At 38.0% G+C, this 17,574-nt stretch carries 13 protein-coding genes and 1 other annotated feature; of the genes, 3 read left to right on the forward strand and 10 right to left on the reverse strand.

Translation table 11 applies throughout. The annotated features are described in order from the left end of the window. Positions 1–61: 61 nt before the first annotated feature. A complete protein-coding gene (locus tag M2M59_RS11135) occupies positions 62–2,371 on the reverse strand; it encodes a right-handed parallel beta-helix repeat-containing protein (RefSeq protein WP_249774610.1) in 2,310 nt (769 codons plus the stop codon). Between the two features lie 182 nt (positions 2,372–2,553). Continuing rightward, positions 2,554–3,945: a dipeptidase PepV gene (gene pepV, locus M2M59_RS11140; RefSeq protein WP_147196049.1), complete on the reverse strand. Its 1,392-nt coding sequence runs from the start codon at positions 3,943–3,945 to the stop codon at positions 2,554–2,556. A 324-nt stretch (positions 3,946–4,269) separates the two neighbouring features. Here pepV and M2M59_RS11145 point away from each other — a divergent pair, with 324 nt between their 5' ends. Further along, on the forward strand, positions 4,270–4,491 hold the full coding sequence (locus M2M59_RS11145) for a DeoR family transcriptional regulator (protein WP_066789033.1): 222 nt from the start codon (positions 4,270–4,272) through the stop codon (positions 4,489–4,491). A 184-nt stretch (positions 4,492–4,675) separates the two neighbouring features. Here M2M59_RS11145 and M2M59_RS11150 read toward each other — a convergent pair whose 3' ends face one another. Continuing rightward, positions 4,676–5,389: a pseudouridine synthase gene (locus M2M59_RS11150; RefSeq protein ID WP_249774611.1), complete on the reverse strand. Its 714-nt coding sequence runs from the start codon at positions 5,387–5,389 to the stop codon at positions 4,676–4,678. Positions 5,390–5,400: 11 nt separating this feature from the next. Continuing rightward, on the reverse strand, positions 5,401–7,011 hold the full coding sequence (locus tag M2M59_RS11155) for a putative polysaccharide biosynthesis protein (RefSeq protein ID WP_147196149.1): 1,611 nt from the start codon (positions 7,009–7,011) through the stop codon (positions 5,401–5,403). 208 nt (positions 7,012–7,219) lie between these two features. Here M2M59_RS11155 and M2M59_RS11160 point away from each other — a divergent pair, with 208 nt between their 5' ends. Together M2M59_RS11160 and M2M59_RS11165 are read left to right on the forward strand one after the other, a co-directional pair. Next, positions 7,220–8,479 (forward strand): BaiN/RdsA family NAD(P)/FAD-dependent oxidoreductase, encoded by a 1,260-nt coding sequence (locus tag M2M59_RS11160; RefSeq protein ID WP_249774612.1) that lies wholly within the window; start codon positions 7,220–7,222, stop codon positions 8,477–8,479. 273 nt (positions 8,480–8,752) lie between these two features. Next, positions 8,753–10,006: a GGDEF domain-containing protein gene (locus M2M59_RS11165; protein WP_147196055.1), complete on the forward strand. Its 1,254-nt coding sequence runs from the start codon at positions 8,753–8,755 to the stop codon at positions 10,004–10,006. A 36-nt stretch (positions 10,007–10,042) separates the two neighbouring features. Here the strand turns inward: M2M59_RS11165 and M2M59_RS11170 are convergent, their stop codons facing one another. The 6 genes from M2M59_RS11170 to M2M59_RS11195 form a co-directional block, all read right to left on the reverse strand. Next, on the reverse strand, positions 10,043–11,209 hold the full coding sequence (locus tag M2M59_RS11170) for an MGDG synthase family glycosyltransferase (RefSeq protein WP_184117447.1): 1,167 nt from the start codon (positions 11,207–11,209) through the stop codon (positions 10,043–10,045). A gap of 105 nt (positions 11,210–11,314) precedes the next feature. Then, the gene (locus tag M2M59_RS11175) at positions 11,315–11,932 is read right to left on the reverse strand and encodes a DedA family protein (protein WP_147196059.1); all 618 of its coding nucleotides are present in this window, start codon (positions 11,930–11,932) and stop codon (positions 11,315–11,317) included. Positions 11,933–11,938: 6 nt separating this feature from the next. Further along, positions 11,939–12,640: a polysaccharide deacetylase family protein gene (locus tag M2M59_RS11180; protein WP_147196062.1), complete on the reverse strand. Its 702-nt coding sequence runs from the start codon at positions 12,638–12,640 to the stop codon at positions 11,939–11,941. Positions 12,641–12,692: 52 nt separating this feature from the next. After that, the gene (locus tag M2M59_RS11185) at positions 12,693–13,322 is read right to left on the reverse strand and encodes a Bax inhibitor-1/YccA family protein (protein ID WP_249774613.1); all 630 of its coding nucleotides are present in this window, start codon (positions 13,320–13,322) and stop codon (positions 12,693–12,695) included. Between the two features lie 131 nt (positions 13,323–13,453). Further along, a complete protein-coding gene (leuS, locus tag M2M59_RS11190; RefSeq protein ID WP_147196065.1) occupies positions 13,454–15,871 on the reverse strand; it encodes a leucine--tRNA ligase in 2,418 nt (805 codons plus the stop codon). A 52-nt stretch (positions 15,872–15,923) separates the two neighbouring features. Continuing rightward, positions 15,924–16,137: a binding site (T-box leader), on the reverse strand. Between the two features lie 65 nt (positions 16,138–16,202). Further along, entirely contained in the window at positions 16,203–17,390 is a 1,188-nt protein-coding gene (locus M2M59_RS11195; RefSeq protein WP_147196067.1) for an MDR family MFS transporter, read from the reverse strand. Between the last annotated feature and the right edge of the window lie 184 nt (positions 17,391–17,574).

Consider the following 17,574-nt stretch of genomic DNA (forward strand, 5'->3'; position numbering starts at 1 on the left):
CCCCCATAAAAATGGGGGTATCTCGCAAATTTATTTTACCATGTTTTTTATATACCCATTATTAGCGCCAGTTTAATAACAAGATTTTTTCTGGATTGTTGTACTCTAGATACTCATTGTTAATGCGGGCAAATACTTCTTCTGTATCTATCAAATCATTTGTCTTAAGTAATTCCTTTTCAGCATTTGAAAGCTTGTCTTTAATTTCTTTATATTGTTCCCCTGGCCCTGTATTTTGCCAAGCAATAAATTGGATGGGGCGGCCCACTTTTTCAAAAGTATTGTATTGGATTTTGGGGTGAATTGCTCCACTAGATAGAATACCACGTTTTTCTCGATCGCCTTTGGCCACATTTTTTATTACGTTTTCTGCAATGGTGGGGTTTATCCAGTTCATTATTCGTATAGCATCGTTTCTCGTCGTATCAATTGTATTTCCATAAATAACGATTTGTTTATGTGGATGTCCCTCTGAATATTTATGAGTTCCGATAGCTCGATCTAAATTCTTAAACCGATTGTTGAGAATTAGAATCCGTTTATTGGCTGTTCGATCAAAATTGCTCCATTCAGAACTCCACCCAAGAGTTGTTTTATCCGGTGTATCTAGGTTAATTGCTTCTTTCACATGTCGAGCGGATGGAATGGAATTGAAAAATTCGTTATCTCGAATGATTACATTTTCCGAGGCGTCCATTTCAATAAAGTGCCCGCCGTTCATATTTTTGAACTGTATATTTTGTATCTCTACATTTTTATTGTGCCCCATGATAATCGCAAAGCTGAATAATTTGAACTTCAGATCAAAAATCACTTTCCCCTTGCCAATAAAGCGAATATTTTTTTCACCTTTATGGCCACCTACAACACGCTCTTTCTTTGATAAAGAAGGCCGGATCAGCTGGAAGATGGAATTAGAAGGGTTGATGGTCGTACTCCCTGTATGATCACCTTTAATTATTTCGACGCCATCTTCAAACTCAAGTGTCACATTGGACGGCACATATAAAACATTAGTAATCGTATATTTTCCTTTTTTAAAAACAAGCTTTCCGCCACCTTGCTTCTCAAGCTGCTCCATGTAAGAGCGCAATGCATAGTACTGCTTTGTCTGGTCTGTATAAGAATTACGTAAGAGGTATTCCTTATTTAAGGTAACTGACTTTGGGGTGACAGTATATACAGCCTTATTAAGATCCTTTAGATTGGTAATCTCAATTTTTTCTAAAAACTGGTCGTGTTCGATGGGGATGGCATATTCTTTAAGCTGTTCACCCTTATTCGAAGCAAGTGCTTTTTTATTGCTAAGAGTGACCGTGTTTTCGCTCACTGTGCCATTAGAAGTATACTCTGCTAGCTTGACGGGAATCTTCATTTTTTTCAATTGGTTCAGACGGATGACAGGCTTATAGGATCCCAAAACATAAACCCCATAGCCTTTTGCATCTTCTAGAGTGTTGTCTTCAACTGTTGATAGACGCCAGTTGTTCATCACAATCATATTCGAGCTTGCGTGAGCTATTTTGTTTTTTCGAATTACGATTTTGTTTTGAGGCTTTCCATCTGTAGCATTTTTTGAACTAATCGCTTGGTAAATATCGTAGAAATAGTTTTGTTCAATTGTCGTATGCACATTCGGCGTTCCATCGTACATACTCCAGCTGACCTGATAGTTACCATTCTTTTCTTCTGCTGTGTCCAAACTGATGACTGGTTTGGAAGAAGAATGTTGATGAAGGAATGTGTTGTTCTGAATGGTCGCATGTTTTGTAGCGGCTAATTGTATAAAATACCCTTCATTCGCGTTAAGGAATTGAATATTCTTAATAAGCAGGTTCTCATTATGTCCTGCGATTATTCCATTTACATTTTTTTGATGATTCAAATCAATGGTGGCCTTTCCACCACTTATTATATTGATATTTGTAGAACCGTTATAATCATATTGCATGCCTATCTTCTTTACCATGCTAGGCGCTACCAATTGGAACATGGAATACGAAGGCTTTAATGTGTTCCCGCTTCCCGTATTCATACTCTTTTTCAAAATCACTCCGTTATTTAGTTGAATAGTTACGTTTGAAGGTACGAATAATGTATTGGTAATAGAGTATTTGCCTTTTTTCAATACAAGCTTGCCTCCACCCTTTTTTTCCAGCTCCTCTAAATAAGATCGAATGGTGTAGTAGTTTTTCGTTTCTTTTGTATAAGTGGAATAGCCTTGTATTTTCTTATTGAGAGGTTTCGTATTTGGTGAGATAGTGTAATCTTTTTGCTTCGCTGTGGCATCAAAAAGGTCAAATTTGCAAAAAATCAATGACAGGATAAAGGATAGTAAAATTATGTATAAAAAACGTTTAGCAAAACACATAGAAAGATCACTCCTACTTTACACACTAATTTTCATACTTGGCTTTATTATGTACTGCTGATATACAATTATCCTTCCTGAACTACTTTCCTTTAAACGCTGTCTTGGTTCCTCTTCACAAAACAACTATTTCATCAACAACCAAAAAACCTCCATCTAAATTAGACGGAGGTTTCCTATCACTATTTCGTTCCAAGCTCCACGATTGCATCTGCATAGATGGCAGCAGCCTTTACGAGATTTTCAATTACTACAAATTCATCTGCTTGGTGAGCGACGTCTGGTTCGCCTGGGAACAACATGCCGAACGCTACGCCTGTTGGCAATTCACGTGCATATGTGCCTCCGCCAATAGATAATAATTCCGCTTTCTCACCCGTATTTCGTTCATATACTTTAGAAAGCTTTTGAATTAATTCTTCTTCTGGTTTTACATAGTGTGGTTCTGAATTATCATCCACGACTAGATCAAATCCAAGTTTAGCAGTCGCTTGTTTACCAGCAGCGATTTTCTCTTCATAAGGATATGTTACTGAATAGCGCATACTGACATCTATTCTTCCACCTTTTCCTTCTTCAAATGTCACAATGCCTGCGTTCAACGTTGTATCGCCTGACATTTCATCAGTGAATGCAAGGTCTAGCGCATGACCTCTTGTTTCATTTGCGAAAGCTGTTACGATGAACCCTGTAAATTCTTTAGATTGAGGTGTTGTCAACACTGTGTTTAGATATTGAGCAAGTTTTACCGCAGCGTTAATCCCAGCGTTCGGCTCCATTGCATGAGCTGATTTACCTTTTACTGCTAATTTATGTCCCTCTTCTGTCTTTTCGATAGATCCTTCCAATTGTGATGAAGCTAAATAGGCATTAAAAATAACTTCAGCTTCTTCAGGCATATTGCGTACAATGGCTTCAGCAAAATCCGGCACCATATTCATTCGATGCCCCGCATGGAATGAAATTAATTGTTCGTTTTCTTTTGAAGATGCTTGTTGACGGAAAGAAATCTCAGCGATTCCTTTTTCAGCATTAATAATCGGGAAGTCTGCATCTGGCGCGAAGCCTAATGTAGGCATTTCTTCTTTTTCTACATATCTTTTAACGCAACGGAAGCCTGACTCTTCGTCTGATCCTACAATCATCCGGACTCTGCGGTTTAATGTTATACCTGCATCTTTCACCATCTTCATCGCAAGCCATGCAGCCATTGTTGGTCCTTTATCGTCGATGGCGCCTCGTCCAAATAACTTGCCATCTTCTACTACAGCACCAAATGGAGGGTGCACCCAATCACTTCCTGCTGGCACTACATCAACATGACAGAGAATACCGACTAATTCATCGCCTTCTCCCATTTCTATGTAGCCAACCATATTATCAATATTTTTTGTTTTTAATCCTTGCTTCTCACCTTGTGAAAGCATCCAATCCAACGCTTTTCTCGGCCCTTCGCCGAACGGCATCTCCTCTGTAGCCATACTCTCATCCAAGACACTTTCGATTCTCACTAATTCTTGCAACTCTGCAATTAGTTCATCTTGTCTTTCCTGTGCTTTTTGTAACCATTCCATAGTTTTTATTCCTCCTTTACATTCCAACTATATTTTACACTGTTTTGAGAGTATTCACATAGGACAAACCAAAAATCGAACCTTTTTCCATTTTCTAATATTTTCGTTCGTCTATGGCTCTATTTATGTATGTGCCAAACTTCTTAAATCAAACAAAAGGTTGGAAATCAACTAAAAGATTCGTTATAATGAAATTGTCAAATAACTTTTGACAAACCAATTTGAAAAGGGGATGTCTAAGGCAAACTAAATTAGGAGCCTGAATACCTCGCAATTATTGTCGTCCGCTAGTCTTTTAGAATTAAGATGAAGGAGTGTTCAATATTGAAACACACAACTGATCGGATGCTCAATCGAATTAAGGACGTGTACATGTATATACACAGTAAGGGAACTGTGACTACACAAGACCTTGTCGATGAATTCGGCATCACTCCTCGCACCATTCAGAGAGATTTGAATGTGTTAGCCTTTAATGATTTGGTCGAAAGCCCAAGTCGAGGCAGATGGACAACGACGCGTAAGAAAGTGAAAATGACATCTTAGAAAGATTCGACGAGTTGGATCTCACGCTTTTCGTTGAATAGACGATGAACCGAGCCAATATGCTGATGGCCATTCGTCTTATGTTATGAATGAAATTAAATTTACGTAAAAAAAAGAATGACCATGCTGCGTCGCTTGGTCATTCTTTTTGGTGCTTATTTTTTTATAAAAAACAAATTACTCACTAGTTCCAGCCATCGATCTGTTCAATCTCTTCTGGCGTTAACTCTCTATACTCTCCAGTTTCTAAACTCTCATCAAGTTCTAAGTTCCCCATCGATAGTCGTTTCAAATAGGTTACTTTTTTGCTCACCGCTTCGAACATTCTTTTGACCTGATGGAACTTTCCTTCTGATATCGTTAACTCGATTTCTGATGACGCACCTGATTTTATAATTTTTAATTCGCCTGGTTTTGTTTGGTAACCATCCTCCAATACCACACCTTGGCGAAATGCCACTACATCTTCTTCAGTTACACAGCCATCAATTGTTGCATAGTATACTTTCGGCACGTGTTTTTTTGGTGACAGCAATCGATGTGCAAGAGATCCATCATTCGTTAAAAGAAGGAAGCCTTCCGTATCTTTGTCCAAACGACCTACAGGAAACGGTTCGAAATGCGCATAGAAAGGATCAATCAAATCAATAACCGTTTGATCATATAAATCCTCTGTCGCAGAGACGACGCCTGCAGGTTTATTCATCATTAGGTAAATGAACTCCTGATAGATGACACGCTCGCCAAGCACCGTTATGCTCTGTTTTTCAGGATCCACGTGTAATGAAGGATCTTTGGCCTCTTCCCCGTCGATAGAGACTGCCTTTGTTTTTAGTAATTTCTTTATATCTTTCCGTGAACCATAACCCATGTTTGACAATAATTTATCTAAACGCATAAAACTCTCTCCTACATTCCAAATTTACGTGCAATTTTTGCAATCTTATCACCTAACAACTTTTGTGCAAGCTTTGTGCGGAGCGATAAAAAGGCATACACGAGACCACCCACCGTAATACATACAATGAGATACAGTAGCGCAGCAATTTTAGAATGCGCTACACCAAACATCAGAACAAGTAGCTTATGTGTAACGATGACAGAGGCAGCCATAATGAGCGTCAGTAGAATAATAAGCACTGACCTTCTTACAACCACTTTTGACTTATAATGTAACGCTTTTTTCAATACAAGGATGTTAATAACGATTGACACCATATAACCAATAGCTGTTGCAAGAATCGCGCCTTGTGTTTCCATCGCCTCAATCAGAGGTATATTCAGAGATAGCTTCACAAGAATACCTGTCAATAAACTAAAGACAATCCATTTTTGATAATCGATACCTTGTAACAGCGCAGCCGTCACTTGGAAAAATGCAAACAGAATGGCAACCGGCGCATAAGCAGCTAAAATACTTGAAGCAACTGCGCTCTCTGAATAAAGCAGATGATAAATGTCTGCAGACAATATCGATATACCCACTACTGCTGGCAACGTGATAAATAAAAGAATTTGATAGGTTTTATCCATTGTATTGATCAAGGCATTATGCTGATTCTTTGTAAAGTAATTGGTGATTGCCGGCACAAGTGCCATAGAAAACCCTGTCGCAAGCATGACAGGTATAATCACAATCTTTTGTGTTGTAAAATTCAGCATTCCTAGATAATCATCCGATACCTTTGCTAGTCCGATATTAGACATCGCTGTATTAAACGTCAGCATATCCACTAGCTGGAATAAAGGATTGGCAATACCTACAAATACATATGGAATGGAATAAGTCACAACTTCTTTATAGATACTTTTATAAGAAAGCTGACCTGTTGAAACGCTGTTCTGTAGCTTCAAATTAAACTCTGGCTTAAACTTTCGCCAGTAATACCAAAGGGCGAGCAAACCACCCAAAGCTCCTATAAAAGCAGAAAATACAGCGAATGAAATAGCTGTTTGCGCTGTACCATGAAAAACCCTCATGACTAAGAAAGATCCGATTAAGAGAACAATAATACGAACAATTTGTTCAATTAATTGTGATATGGCAGTTGGTTCCATATGGTCGTAACCTTGGAAGAAACCTCGCACTAAGCTCATGAAAGGAACCACAATCAATGCAAAACTTACCCAACGAATAACGCCGGCAATTTGAGCTACATTAAAAATTTGTTCTTCATCTTTGATGACCATATGTGCTATTGGAGTAGCCATAAAATATAGAACTAAAAAAGATAAAAAACCTGTAATGGTCATAATAAGCAAGCCCGAGCGGACAAGCTTACGCCCTGAATCATAATCACCAAGGCTATTATACTTCGCTACAAACTTTGATACTGCAATCGGTGCGCCTGAGATGGCTACAGATAGCATAATTGTATACGGAACATAGGCATACGAATATAAAGCCACGTTTTTCTGCCCAATAATCGCATAAAACGGAAAAATATAAACGAGGCCCAAGACTTTCGATAAAAACATACCAATCGTTAGAATGGCAGTTCCTTTCATTAATGAAGACATATTACCCAACAATCCTTCCAATTCGGAATCATCCAATTTAACCGGGCTTTGATTGACAATTTCTCGAGCCGCTACTTTTCGTATTGGCTTTTATTGCCCATTAAAATAATAAACCTAAATGTTAGTTTACAACTCGCCATGCAATTACTCAAATAGTTTTCTTTTATCATGTATAATAAATATAAAAAAAGAAAGTGAGTTCCATTTTATGTATGATGTAATCGTAATTGGCGGTGGCCCTTCAGGTCTCATGGCTGCCATCGCTGCAGGCACTGAGAATAAAAAAGTTCTTTTAGTAGAAAAAGGACATAAATTAGGGAGAAAGCTTGCAATATCAGGCGGTGGACGCTGTAATGTCACAAATCGACTCCCGATTGATGAAATTATTAAACATATTCCTGGCAATGGCCGTTTTTTATATAGTCCTTTCTCTGTTTATAACAATGAAAATATTATTTCTTTCTTTGAAAATCTAGGTGTTTCTTTGAAAGAGGAAGACCATGGACGCATGTTCCCTGTCTCCAATCGAGCCCAAGATGTAGTGGAGGCAATGCTTAGGGAATTAGCACGCTTACAAGTCGAAATCCGCCAAGATACTACCGTTGCGAAATTATTGATGGATGTCGAAAGAATAAGAGGCGTCCGCTTAAAAGATGGTACAGATCTGCAAGCAAAGGCGGTTGTAGTTGCAGTCGGCGGCAAAGCCGTCCCACAAACGGGTTCCACTGGTGACGGCTACCCTTGGGCTGAGCAGGCGGGACATACTGTAACAGATCTATATCCGACGGAAGTCCCTTTAATCTCCAATGAGACGTTTATTAAAAGCAAAGAGTTGCAAGGACTAGCTCTTCGCGACGCTGAAGTTTCAGTCTTAAACAAAAAAGGCAAAACTATTATAACGCACAAAATGGACATGTTGTTCACCCATTTTGGTTTAAGTGGACCAGCTATTTTGCGTTGCAGCCAATTTGTTGTAAAAGAAATGAAGAAAAATGGCGGCAAGCCTGTCCGAATTCGGATTGCTGGGCTAACTGGCTATAATGCAGAATCTGCTTTTCAGTATCTATTAAGCTTGGCGAAAAAAGAGCCTAAAAAGGCATTAAAAAATATATGGAAAGGGATTGTGCCTGAGCGCTGGCTGATCTTCTTAATGGAGAAGGCAAATATCGACGATTCGCTAACAGGAGCAGAACTTTCCTCAGAAGCAGCACGCCATCTAGCAAATGAGTTGGTTGGTTTTGAAATGTTGGTCAACGGCACTCAGCCTTTAGAAAAAGCCTTTGTTACTGGTGGGGGTGTTTCTGTGAAAGAGATAGAACCAAAAACAATGGCATCTAAAAAGAAAACAGGGCTTTACTTCTGTGGAGAAGTCTTAGATATTCACGGTTATACAGGCGGCTATAACATTACATCTGCACTTGTAACAGGCCGAATAGCTGGAATGAGTGCAGCCTCATCCATCGATTAAATGAAAGATGAGGCTTGGACACCAATGTTACAAAATACTTTTCGCAATAGAAAATAATTAAAATAAAACCGAACAAATGTAATTTTACATTTAGTTCGGATTTATTTAGTTATTGATTTTTCGATAGATAATGAATAAATTCACTTGTTTGTCAATTTTTTGACTAAATATATGAATATACATTAATTACCTCTTTATTTCTCTCATATTAAAGCCTATTCTTATAGTAAGAATGCAAAATTATTATTATTTTTAAAGGGGTGAATAATTTGCATGCAAACGACTCCAAAAGAGCCATCTTCTATTCCGTTTGAAAATGATCCTAATTTCTATAAACAATTAGCTCAGCAGAATTTCAAACGCATGTACGCTCTGGCCAAATTCTTTCTGTGGGTAAGCTTAGGTCTAGTGCTTGCTACAGTTTGGTGCCATTTCTTTTTCAAGAGTTACCCCCATTACCATAGTGTTTATATAATTCCTTATGGCTTAATGTTTCTTTCCAATTTCATGGTCTTACTATTAGCAAATCCAAAAAAGTTCAATCAAAATGGCAGCCTTGACTATTATAAACAGCTCGAAGAAATTACGGCTTACTATATTTGTTGGCTCTTGATCCTTAGTTTAAGTATCTCACTAATAGACTTTCATTATCAACATCATACAGTTGCTTATATTATGTCATTAGTGATTTGTGCTAGTTTCTTTATCATGCGTCTTCGTTATTTTATAGCACCTTTGATCGTAGCAGTAATCGCATATATATTAAACTACTTTACTTTAGACGAACCATACATTCGATATACATTCGAGATGCACCTGGCTATATTTCTTACTCCTGTTTTACTTGTTGTTGCCCATTTTAATTATCAAAACTTTATTACTTCCTTTCAACAAGAGAAATATTTATGTAGGGAGTCTACTCGCTCAAGACAATTAGCAAATGAACTTGCTGCAGCCAATACAGAATTGCAACGGTTATCTGCAACTGATGAACTGACAAAAATCGCTAACAGAAGAGGCTTTCATCAATACAAAGCTGCTCTTGAGGAACGGGTTCATCCTTATACACTTACCGTTTTAATGCTCGATATTGATTATTTTAAGGTTTACAACGATTACTATGGACATGCTTATGGGGATATGGTGCTATCTCGTGTAGCAACAGTATTAAATCATATAGCTCTCTCTACAAACTCTTTTGCTGCGCGGATGGGAGGCGAGGAATTTATCATGCTGATACCTGATCAACGACCGGAAGAAATCGTGATTATTTATAAACGAGTGCTCAGGGATATTCAACAATTCAACCTTTCTAATGCAGCATCCAAGGTATCAGACCAACTTACATTCAGCGCAGGAGCCTATAGAGGAAAGATTAAGACGAACGATGAGATTGAAGAGTTTATGCATAAAGCAGACGCCCTCCTTTATGATATTAAAAAAGCTGGCCGTAATGGCTTTAAATTAATGGAAGACGAAGAAGTTCTCTATCATCTTCAGCCGATCATCAAACATAAAAGGCCCTAGCATAATGAGTATCATGCTAAGGCCTTTTCATTTGGGTTATCCTCTAACCATCTCCCATTGAAGAGTCGGGCTGTATTCGTATGCAGGTTGTATTGTCCTGCCATTGCCAAGAAGCCATTTAAAGACTTCATGTAGTTGGCTTGTTAGCTCTAATTCTATTTCATCCTCATAACATTCTATTGAACGTGCACATGATTCCAATATTTGGCTATCATTCAAAATAGCATTTAATTGAGATTCAATAGGCATTTCTTTGGATAATTCTACGACAAGATTATGTTTCTTTAAATAATCTAAATTAATTTTTTCTTGGCCCGGAAGATGCGAATGAACGATGATTGGTAGCTTTTTACGTAAAGCCTCGCTAATCGTCACACCTCCAGGTTTAGTAATAATGGCATCCATTTTATCATATAGCTTGTCCATTTCTGTTCTTGAGCTAATATATGACAGCGGCTTAATATGTGCTTCTTTCCATCCATGAATTTCATCGTAGAGTTTTTTGTTGTTTCCGCAAAGAATATAAAATTGAAATTCAGGATGCTTTTTTAATTCAGTAGTCAGGCTTGATATCCCGCCAAGACCGCTATTACCGCCAGCTACTAATATATGGGGTCTATCATTTCTCTTATTTCTACTTGTCCCTTTTTTAATTTCCTCATGAACGGGTATGCCTGTAACAATAATATGTTTTCTAGGGATACCAAATTCACGAATTAGATGCTCTTTCACTTCCTTGCTCGGTACAAAGTGTAAATCGATGCCTTCTTTTGCCCAAATACCATTAATAAAAAAATCTGTATAGGCATTGATAACAGGGACCTCACATTTCCCTTGCATTTTCAATCGGCTGATCAGACATGATGGAAAGCCATGTGTACAAACGATAGCATCAGGTTTTTCTAGTTCAATCAGTTGCTCCATCTTCTTTAAAAAATGGTTTTCATAGAATTTTTTTGGCTGGTTTGCTGTACAGTATCTTTTACTATAAATAAAATTATAAGAGTTAGGAAATAGGCGAATCCAATTCAAATAGCTTCGAGAGAGCATTTTCTCTAATCCTGGATGCCAATAACTAATCAAATCAATCTTCTTTATCTCATATTCTTCATTGCGGCCCCTCACCATGTCCATTAAAGCATCTGCGACTTGATGATGGCCGGATTGCATCCGCAATAGCGGAAAGAATAATATTTTTTTCATATCGAAGAACCCCTTTTCAAATAGCACGATTTTTAAGATAAGGTTGAAGGGAATTTGTCCTTCTTTACTATCTGTCATTACCCGCTCTCTCTAACTAAAAAACAGTCATTGATCAGAATCATTACTTGACTTATTTTTCTTAGATCGTCCTATTATCTTTTTCACAATAAAATAAACAATAAATAGTATAAATAATATAATTCCTAAATATGGTACATAATCCGGATTAATATAAATCGTATTCGCAGTAAAATAACCCAACAAAACAAAAGGCATGGTCCAGATAATACTGCCAATGAGAGAAAAAAGAATAAATGGCTTAAGTGGCGTCTTGGTTATTCCTGCAAAGTACGGGCTGATTTGACGCATGCCCGGCAGGTAAAAGCCGAAAGTAATTGTTCTATATGCATTCTTATTATATTTGTTTTCAATCTTCGCCCACCGCTCCGAATTGAGTCCAATATATTTGCCAAAGCGATTGATGAAAGGAGCCCCTAGGTATTTGCCCAAAAGATAAGCTACTATCATACCAATGAAGGCACCTAATTCTATAAAAATGAGCGAATGAGCCATTGACAGCTTTCCATAACTTATTAGAACTCCTGTCAAAAATAACAATGATTCTTCAGGAGCGGGAATACCGACAATTCCGAAAAATAAACAAATGAAAAGAATAACATATCCATAAAGACTTAAATAATGCATTAATTGATCAATATTCATAGCAACTTATTCCCACACATCTTTCAGTGTGATGAATTCTATATTTTTTTCGTGACAATCTTCTAAAAAAAGCTCCAAATTTCGCAGCATATATGAGGGTGCCTCCTTTTCAGCGCCTTGTGTGTCGCCATTATCATGTAATACAAAGATAGAACCAGGACTTGCATATTGCTTCAGTTCTTCTAGCAAACCATTCCGTGCTTTTTCTACTTTCCAGTCGCCAAAAATATGGGACCACATGATTTTTTTATATTTTTTTCCGACGAATAATGTAAACAAATTAAAATGTCCCCATGGCGGACGGTAAAATTGTACCGGTTCCCCTGTCGCTTCTTCGATTGCCTGATTAGCCAACGTTAATTGCTTTTTCAGTTCTAATGGACCAGTTAACCAATTGGAAACATGTTGATTATGATGAATACCTATAGTATGCCCTTCATCTGCCATCCGTTTAACAATTTGAGGGTTTCTTCTCACATGGTCTCCAACTACAAAGAATGTAGCTTTTACGTGATATTTTTTTAATAAGTCCAGTAATTCCGGTGTATAAACTCCGTGTGGTCCATCGTCAAATGTTAACGCAATCTGTTTTCCAGGAATGGTCTTGTAAATCCCTAGCTTGCTTATGCGAATAAAAACGGTCGGGAGTGGGCCGTAACATAAAAACAAGATGACTAGACAAAGTATAATAATTAACAATAATTTCATATTCCACAGCCCTTTTCCGTCAATAGTAATCCCTTACCCGAAAACTAATCTACTAATCATCATCAAAAATTCGTTTCAGATGGTAGATGAGTCGCAGTAGATTGGTAAATAAATTAATGAAGTCCAAATACAAATTTAATGCCACTAGCGGTACTTCCTCATCCGATATGACACTTTTTGCAATTTGGTTCATATCATATAGCGTATAGCCGATGAAGAGTAACACTCCAATTCCACTAAGAACGATCATCATCATATCGCTAAATCCTACAAAGATATTAATCACTGAAAAAATTAATATTCCGATGAGTATGATGAATAAGAATTTCCACCAGTTAGAAAGATCTCGTTTTGTATTATAGCCGATGAGCCCTGCTACGATAAAAATAAGTGCAGTAGAGCCAAATATAAGCAAAACAAGCTTTCCGCCTAACGCTCCAATATAGAAATTCAGCAAACTATACAGCGTAATGCCAGTTAGAAACGCAAACAGCACAGATATGAATTTACTCGCCTTCCGAGCAGCACGGCTAACCATAACAATTATCAATAAGATGACTGTTACTATGCTGATTGGCAAAACCATCGGTTGTGGTACGTAAACCCCTGCAAATAATCCTATCGCTGTAAACAACCATAACAGAGTGAAGAAACGAAGGACCTTTGGAAATTGTGATTCCATTTATAGACCTCTTCTCAAATTTTTTTCGTCCTTAATTATACGTATTTAGTCACAGAAGGTTTCGTTTTTATGTTGGATTATTTTAGCAAAAAACCTTCTTCCAACTAGGAAGAAGGTTTTTATTTCGCCAATTACTTCGCGACAATATTGACTAATTTGCCTGGCACAGCAATCACTTTCTTAATATCTTTGCCTGCCAATTGTTCTTGGACTTGATCATTTTCAAGCGCCGTTTTCTCTAATTCTTCACGTCCTGCATCTTTAGAAACCATCAATTTAGCACGAACTTTGCCATTGATTTGTACAACCACTTCAATCTCATCATCTTCTAATTTAGATGAATCGAATGTTGGCCATTCTTCATATGTGATGGTTTCGCTATGACCTAATTTTGCCCATAATTCTTCCGCTATATGCGGTGCAATTGGTGCAAGCATCTTAACAAATCCTTCTGCATACTCACGAGGCACCACATCAGCTTTGTAACATTCGTTAATGAATACCATCATTTGAGAAATAGAAGTATTAAAACGAATATGCTCGTTATTGTCCGTCACTTTTTGAACTGTTTGATGATACACTTTTTCTAAAGTTGTATCATTCGATATTTTAATTTTTTCAGAAAGCTCGCCCGTTTCTTCGTTGATGAAGAGTCTCCATATACGATCTAGGAAGCGGCGTGCTCCATCTAAGCCATTCGTAGACCAAGGAATAGATGCTTCTAGTGGTCCCATGAACATTTCATAAAGTCTTAGTGTATCAGCTCCATGGCTTTCAATAATATCATCCGGATTGACAACATTACCTTTAGATTTAGACATTTTTTCATTACCTTCACCAAGAATCATCCCTTGGTTGAATAATTTTTGGAAAGGTTCTTTTGTTGGTACTACCCCTAAATCGTAAAGCACTTTATGCCAGAAACGTGCATACAACAAGTGTAGCACTGCATGTTCTTGGCCGCCGATATAAATATCGACAGGCAACCAGCGTTTCAATAACTCTGGGTCTGCCAATTGTTCGTTATTATGCGGGTCGATATAACGCAGGAAGTACCAACTTGAACCTGCCCATTGAGGCATTGTATTCGTTTCACGTCGGCCTTTTTTACCTGTCTCAGGATCTACGACATTTACCCATTCATCAATATTGGCCAATGGCGATTCACCGGTACCTGATGGATGGATATCCTTTGTTTTCGGCAACACCAATGGTAAATCTTCTTCTTTTACTGTTGTAATGGTGCCATCTTCCCAATGAATGATTGGAATCGGCTCTCCCCAATAACGTTGGCGGGAGAATAACCAGTCGCGTAAACGGTACGAAACTTTTTTCTCGCCTACTTTATTTTCTTCAAGCCATGTAATTGCCTTTTGAATGCCTTCTTCTTTGTCTAATCCATTCAAGAAATCAGAGTTAATATGTTGGCCATCACCTGTAAAGGCTTCTTTAGAAACATCGCCACCTTCTAATACAGGAATGATTGGTAGGTTGAATTGTTTCGCAAATTCAAAGTCGCGTTCATCATGTGCTGGTACTGCCATAATCGCACCTGTACCATAGCTTGCTAGAACGTAATCTGCAATCCAAATCGGTATTTCTCGACCATTGATTGGGTTGATTGCATAGGCACCTGTAAATACGCCTGTTTTTTCTTTCGCTAAATCTGTACGTTCTAAATCAGACTTAACTTTGACTTTTTCTAGATATGCTTCTACAGCCTCGCGCTGTTCTTTAGTTGTAATTTCATCCACAAGTGCATGTTCAGGTGCAAGAACTGTATAAGTTGCACCAAATAGAGTATCAGGTCGTGTAGTAAATACACGGAACTGCTTATCTGAATTTTTAATAGAGAAGTCTACTTCAGCACCCTCAGAACGACCGATCCAGTGACGTTGCATATCTTTAATATTCTCTGGCCAATCCACATCTTCCAAATCATCAATTAAACGATCTGCATAGGCTGTGATCTTCAACATCCATTGTTTCATTGGACGTCGTTCTACAGGGTGTCCGCCGCGCTCAGACTTGCCATCAATTACTTCTTCATTCGCAAGTACTGTGCCAAGTGCTGGACACCAGTTGACTGCTACTTCATCGATATAAGCAAGACCTTTTTTATATAGCTGAATAAAGATCCATTGTGTCCATTTATAATAGTTTGGATCAGTCGTATTGATTTCGCGATCCCAGTCATAACTAAAGCCTAATTCTTGGATTTGGCGTCTAAATGTATCAATATTTTTTTGTGTGAACTCAGCTGGGTCATTTCCAGTGTCAAGAGCATATTGCTCTGCTGGAAGACCAAATGCGTCCCATCCCATTGGATGCAACACGTTATAACCCTGCAGACGCTTAAAGCGTGAAAGGATATCTGTTGCTGTGTAACCTTCTGGGTGCCCTACATGCAAGCCTGCACCTGAGGGATATGGAAACATATCCAATGCATAAAACTTCGGCTTCGATTCTTCATTTGTTGTTTTAAAAGTTTTGTGGTCAGCCCAATACTTCTGCCATTTCTTTTCAATTTCTTGATGATTAAAATTCATTCTTGACCCTCCATACTCATATTCTTGAAAATAAAAAAACTCTCGTCCCTATAAAAGGGACGAGAGCCTATATCTCCCGCGGTACCACCCAAATTAGTGTAAAACACTCAACTTGATTCCTTAACGCGGATTAACGGCAATGGCTATCAATGGTTCACCATAGCGACTCCTGGGCGAGTTCAGTTGATTGATTTGCTGGCTTTCACCTACCGCCAACTCTCTAAAAAAATCAAGTACAACCTACTATTCCCATTCGCTGTCATTACATATATTGAATCCTATTCTAATTCAATATACTGTAATTGACAAGAGATTTAACAAATTCAATGAATTATATCGTTTCTTTTTCCACTTTATGTTTATTTTTTAACGGTCGATCATAAAGCATGTATGGGATAAAAGCAATGAGCAGAATCCCGATTAATACATAAAACGTAATCTTCATGCCATATTGGTCTGCTAGAACACCGCCTAAGAATGGACCAATCATTTTGCCTATAGCACTGAAACTATTGACCATACCTTGATAAAACCCTTCTCTACCCTTAGGTGCTAACGTACTGGCAATTGTCGGTACAATCGGCCAAATAAACATTTCACCAAATGTTAAAATGATAATCGCCACTAAAAACATTTTAAATGTTCCCGCGAAGCTAACCACTACAAAGGAAATGACGAAAATAGCTAAACCAAGAAAAATTTGTTCCTTGAAACGTTCGCCCATTTTTTTAATAATCGGATTGATCAATGGTTGGCCCAGTACAATTAGCAAACCATTCGCTGTCCAAAGCAAGCTGTATTGGTTCAGAGAAATATGCAATGTTTGTGTATAAGATGAAATTGTTGTTGTCCATTGGGTATAGACGAGCCAACTAAGTAAGAAACCAATCCCCAAAATACTCAATGCGTAGAATGATGAACGATCTTTTACTTTTGAGCCTTCACTTATTACAGATGCAGGCGCAATGGCGTATTCTGTAGAAATTCCTTTATATGTGAATGCCACAAAGAAGAAGACGATATACATAGCTAGATTGGCAATAAATAAATAGTCAAAGCTATGCTTTGCAACAATACCTGCAAGAGCTGGGCCAAATGCTACCCCTAAATTTTGAGCGAGATAAATGGCATTAAATCCTTTTCTCCCGCCTTCTGGCCATGCTGTTCCGACCATTGCAAACATACTCGGAAATACAATCCCACCACTAAAACCTATTAATGTCAAAAACCAGACATAATGCGGCCAGCCATGCCAAAACACAAGACACGTAAGGCCTATAATGGATATGATTGTTCCTATCATGATGGACTTAAAGCCGCCAAATTTGTCAAAGACATACCCGCCTAAAAGATTGCCTACTACACCAGCTGCAGCATTGGCCATCAGTACGAGCCCCGCTATTGTGAGCGACTGTCCGAGTTCATCATGCATATAAATCGTATTCATCGGCCATAAAAATGAGCTGCCGACAGTATTAATCAGCATACCGATGATTAATAACCAAACACTTCTAGGCATTCCAAGTCCCCCATTTATTTCGAATATCTAAGCAATAGTAACAAATCTTTGATCCTATTTACAACCATCTTTTCATAATTAAGCTCAAATATTAAACGACCGTTTCCATTGTCTTCTAGAAGGTCAATAATTATAGTTGCCAAGATATTCCCAAACCACGTTTTTTCGAGATTTTCCTCTACTC

Source organism: Rummeliibacillus sp. G93, from assembly GCF_023515935.1.
Lineage (GTDB): Bacteria > Bacillota > Bacilli > Bacillales_A > Planococcaceae > Rummeliibacillus > Rummeliibacillus stabekisii.

Excerpts from the sequence above, each read along its gene's own strand:
- M2M59_RS11135 (WP_249774610.1), bottom strand. The coding sequence starts at position 2,371 with ATGTGTTTTGCTAAACGTTTTTTATACATAATTTTACTATCCTTTATC.
- pepV (WP_147196049.1), bottom strand. The coding sequence starts at position 3,945 with ATGGAATGGTTACAAAAAGCACAGGAAAGACAAGATGAACTAATTGCA.
- M2M59_RS11150 (WP_249774611.1), bottom strand. The coding sequence starts at position 5,389 with ATGCGTTTAGATAAATTATTGTCAAACATGGGTTATGGTTCACGGAAA.
- M2M59_RS11155 (WP_147196149.1), bottom strand. The coding sequence starts at position 7,011 with ATGTCTTCATTAATGAAAGGAACTGCCATTCTAACGATTGGTATGTTT.
- M2M59_RS11160 (WP_249774612.1), top strand. The coding sequence starts at position 7,220 with ATGTATGATGTAATCGTAATTGGCGGTGGCCCTTCAGGTCTCATGGCT.
- M2M59_RS11165 (WP_147196055.1), top strand. The coding sequence starts at position 8,753 with ATGCAAACGACTCCAAAAGAGCCATCTTCTATTCCGTTTGAAAATGAT.
- M2M59_RS11170 (WP_184117447.1), bottom strand. The coding sequence starts at position 11,209 with ATGAAAAAAATATTATTCTTTCCGCTATTGCGGATGCAATCCGGCCAT.
- M2M59_RS11175 (WP_147196059.1), bottom strand. The coding sequence starts at position 11,932 with ATGAATATTGATCAATTAATGCATTATTTAAGTCTTTATGGATATGTT.
- M2M59_RS11180 (WP_147196062.1), bottom strand. The coding sequence starts at position 12,640 with ATGAAATTATTGTTAATTATTATACTTTGTCTAGTCATCTTGTTTTTA.
- M2M59_RS11185 (WP_249774613.1), bottom strand. The coding sequence starts at position 13,322 with ATGGAATCACAATTTCCAAAGGTCCTTCGTTTCTTCACTCTGTTATGG.
- leuS (WP_147196065.1), bottom strand. The coding sequence starts at position 15,871 with ATGAATTTTAATCATCAAGAAATTGAAAAGAAATGGCAGAAGTATTGG.
- M2M59_RS11195 (WP_147196067.1), bottom strand. The coding sequence starts at position 17,390 with ATGCCTAGAAGTGTTTGGTTATTAATCATCGGTATGCTGATTAATACT.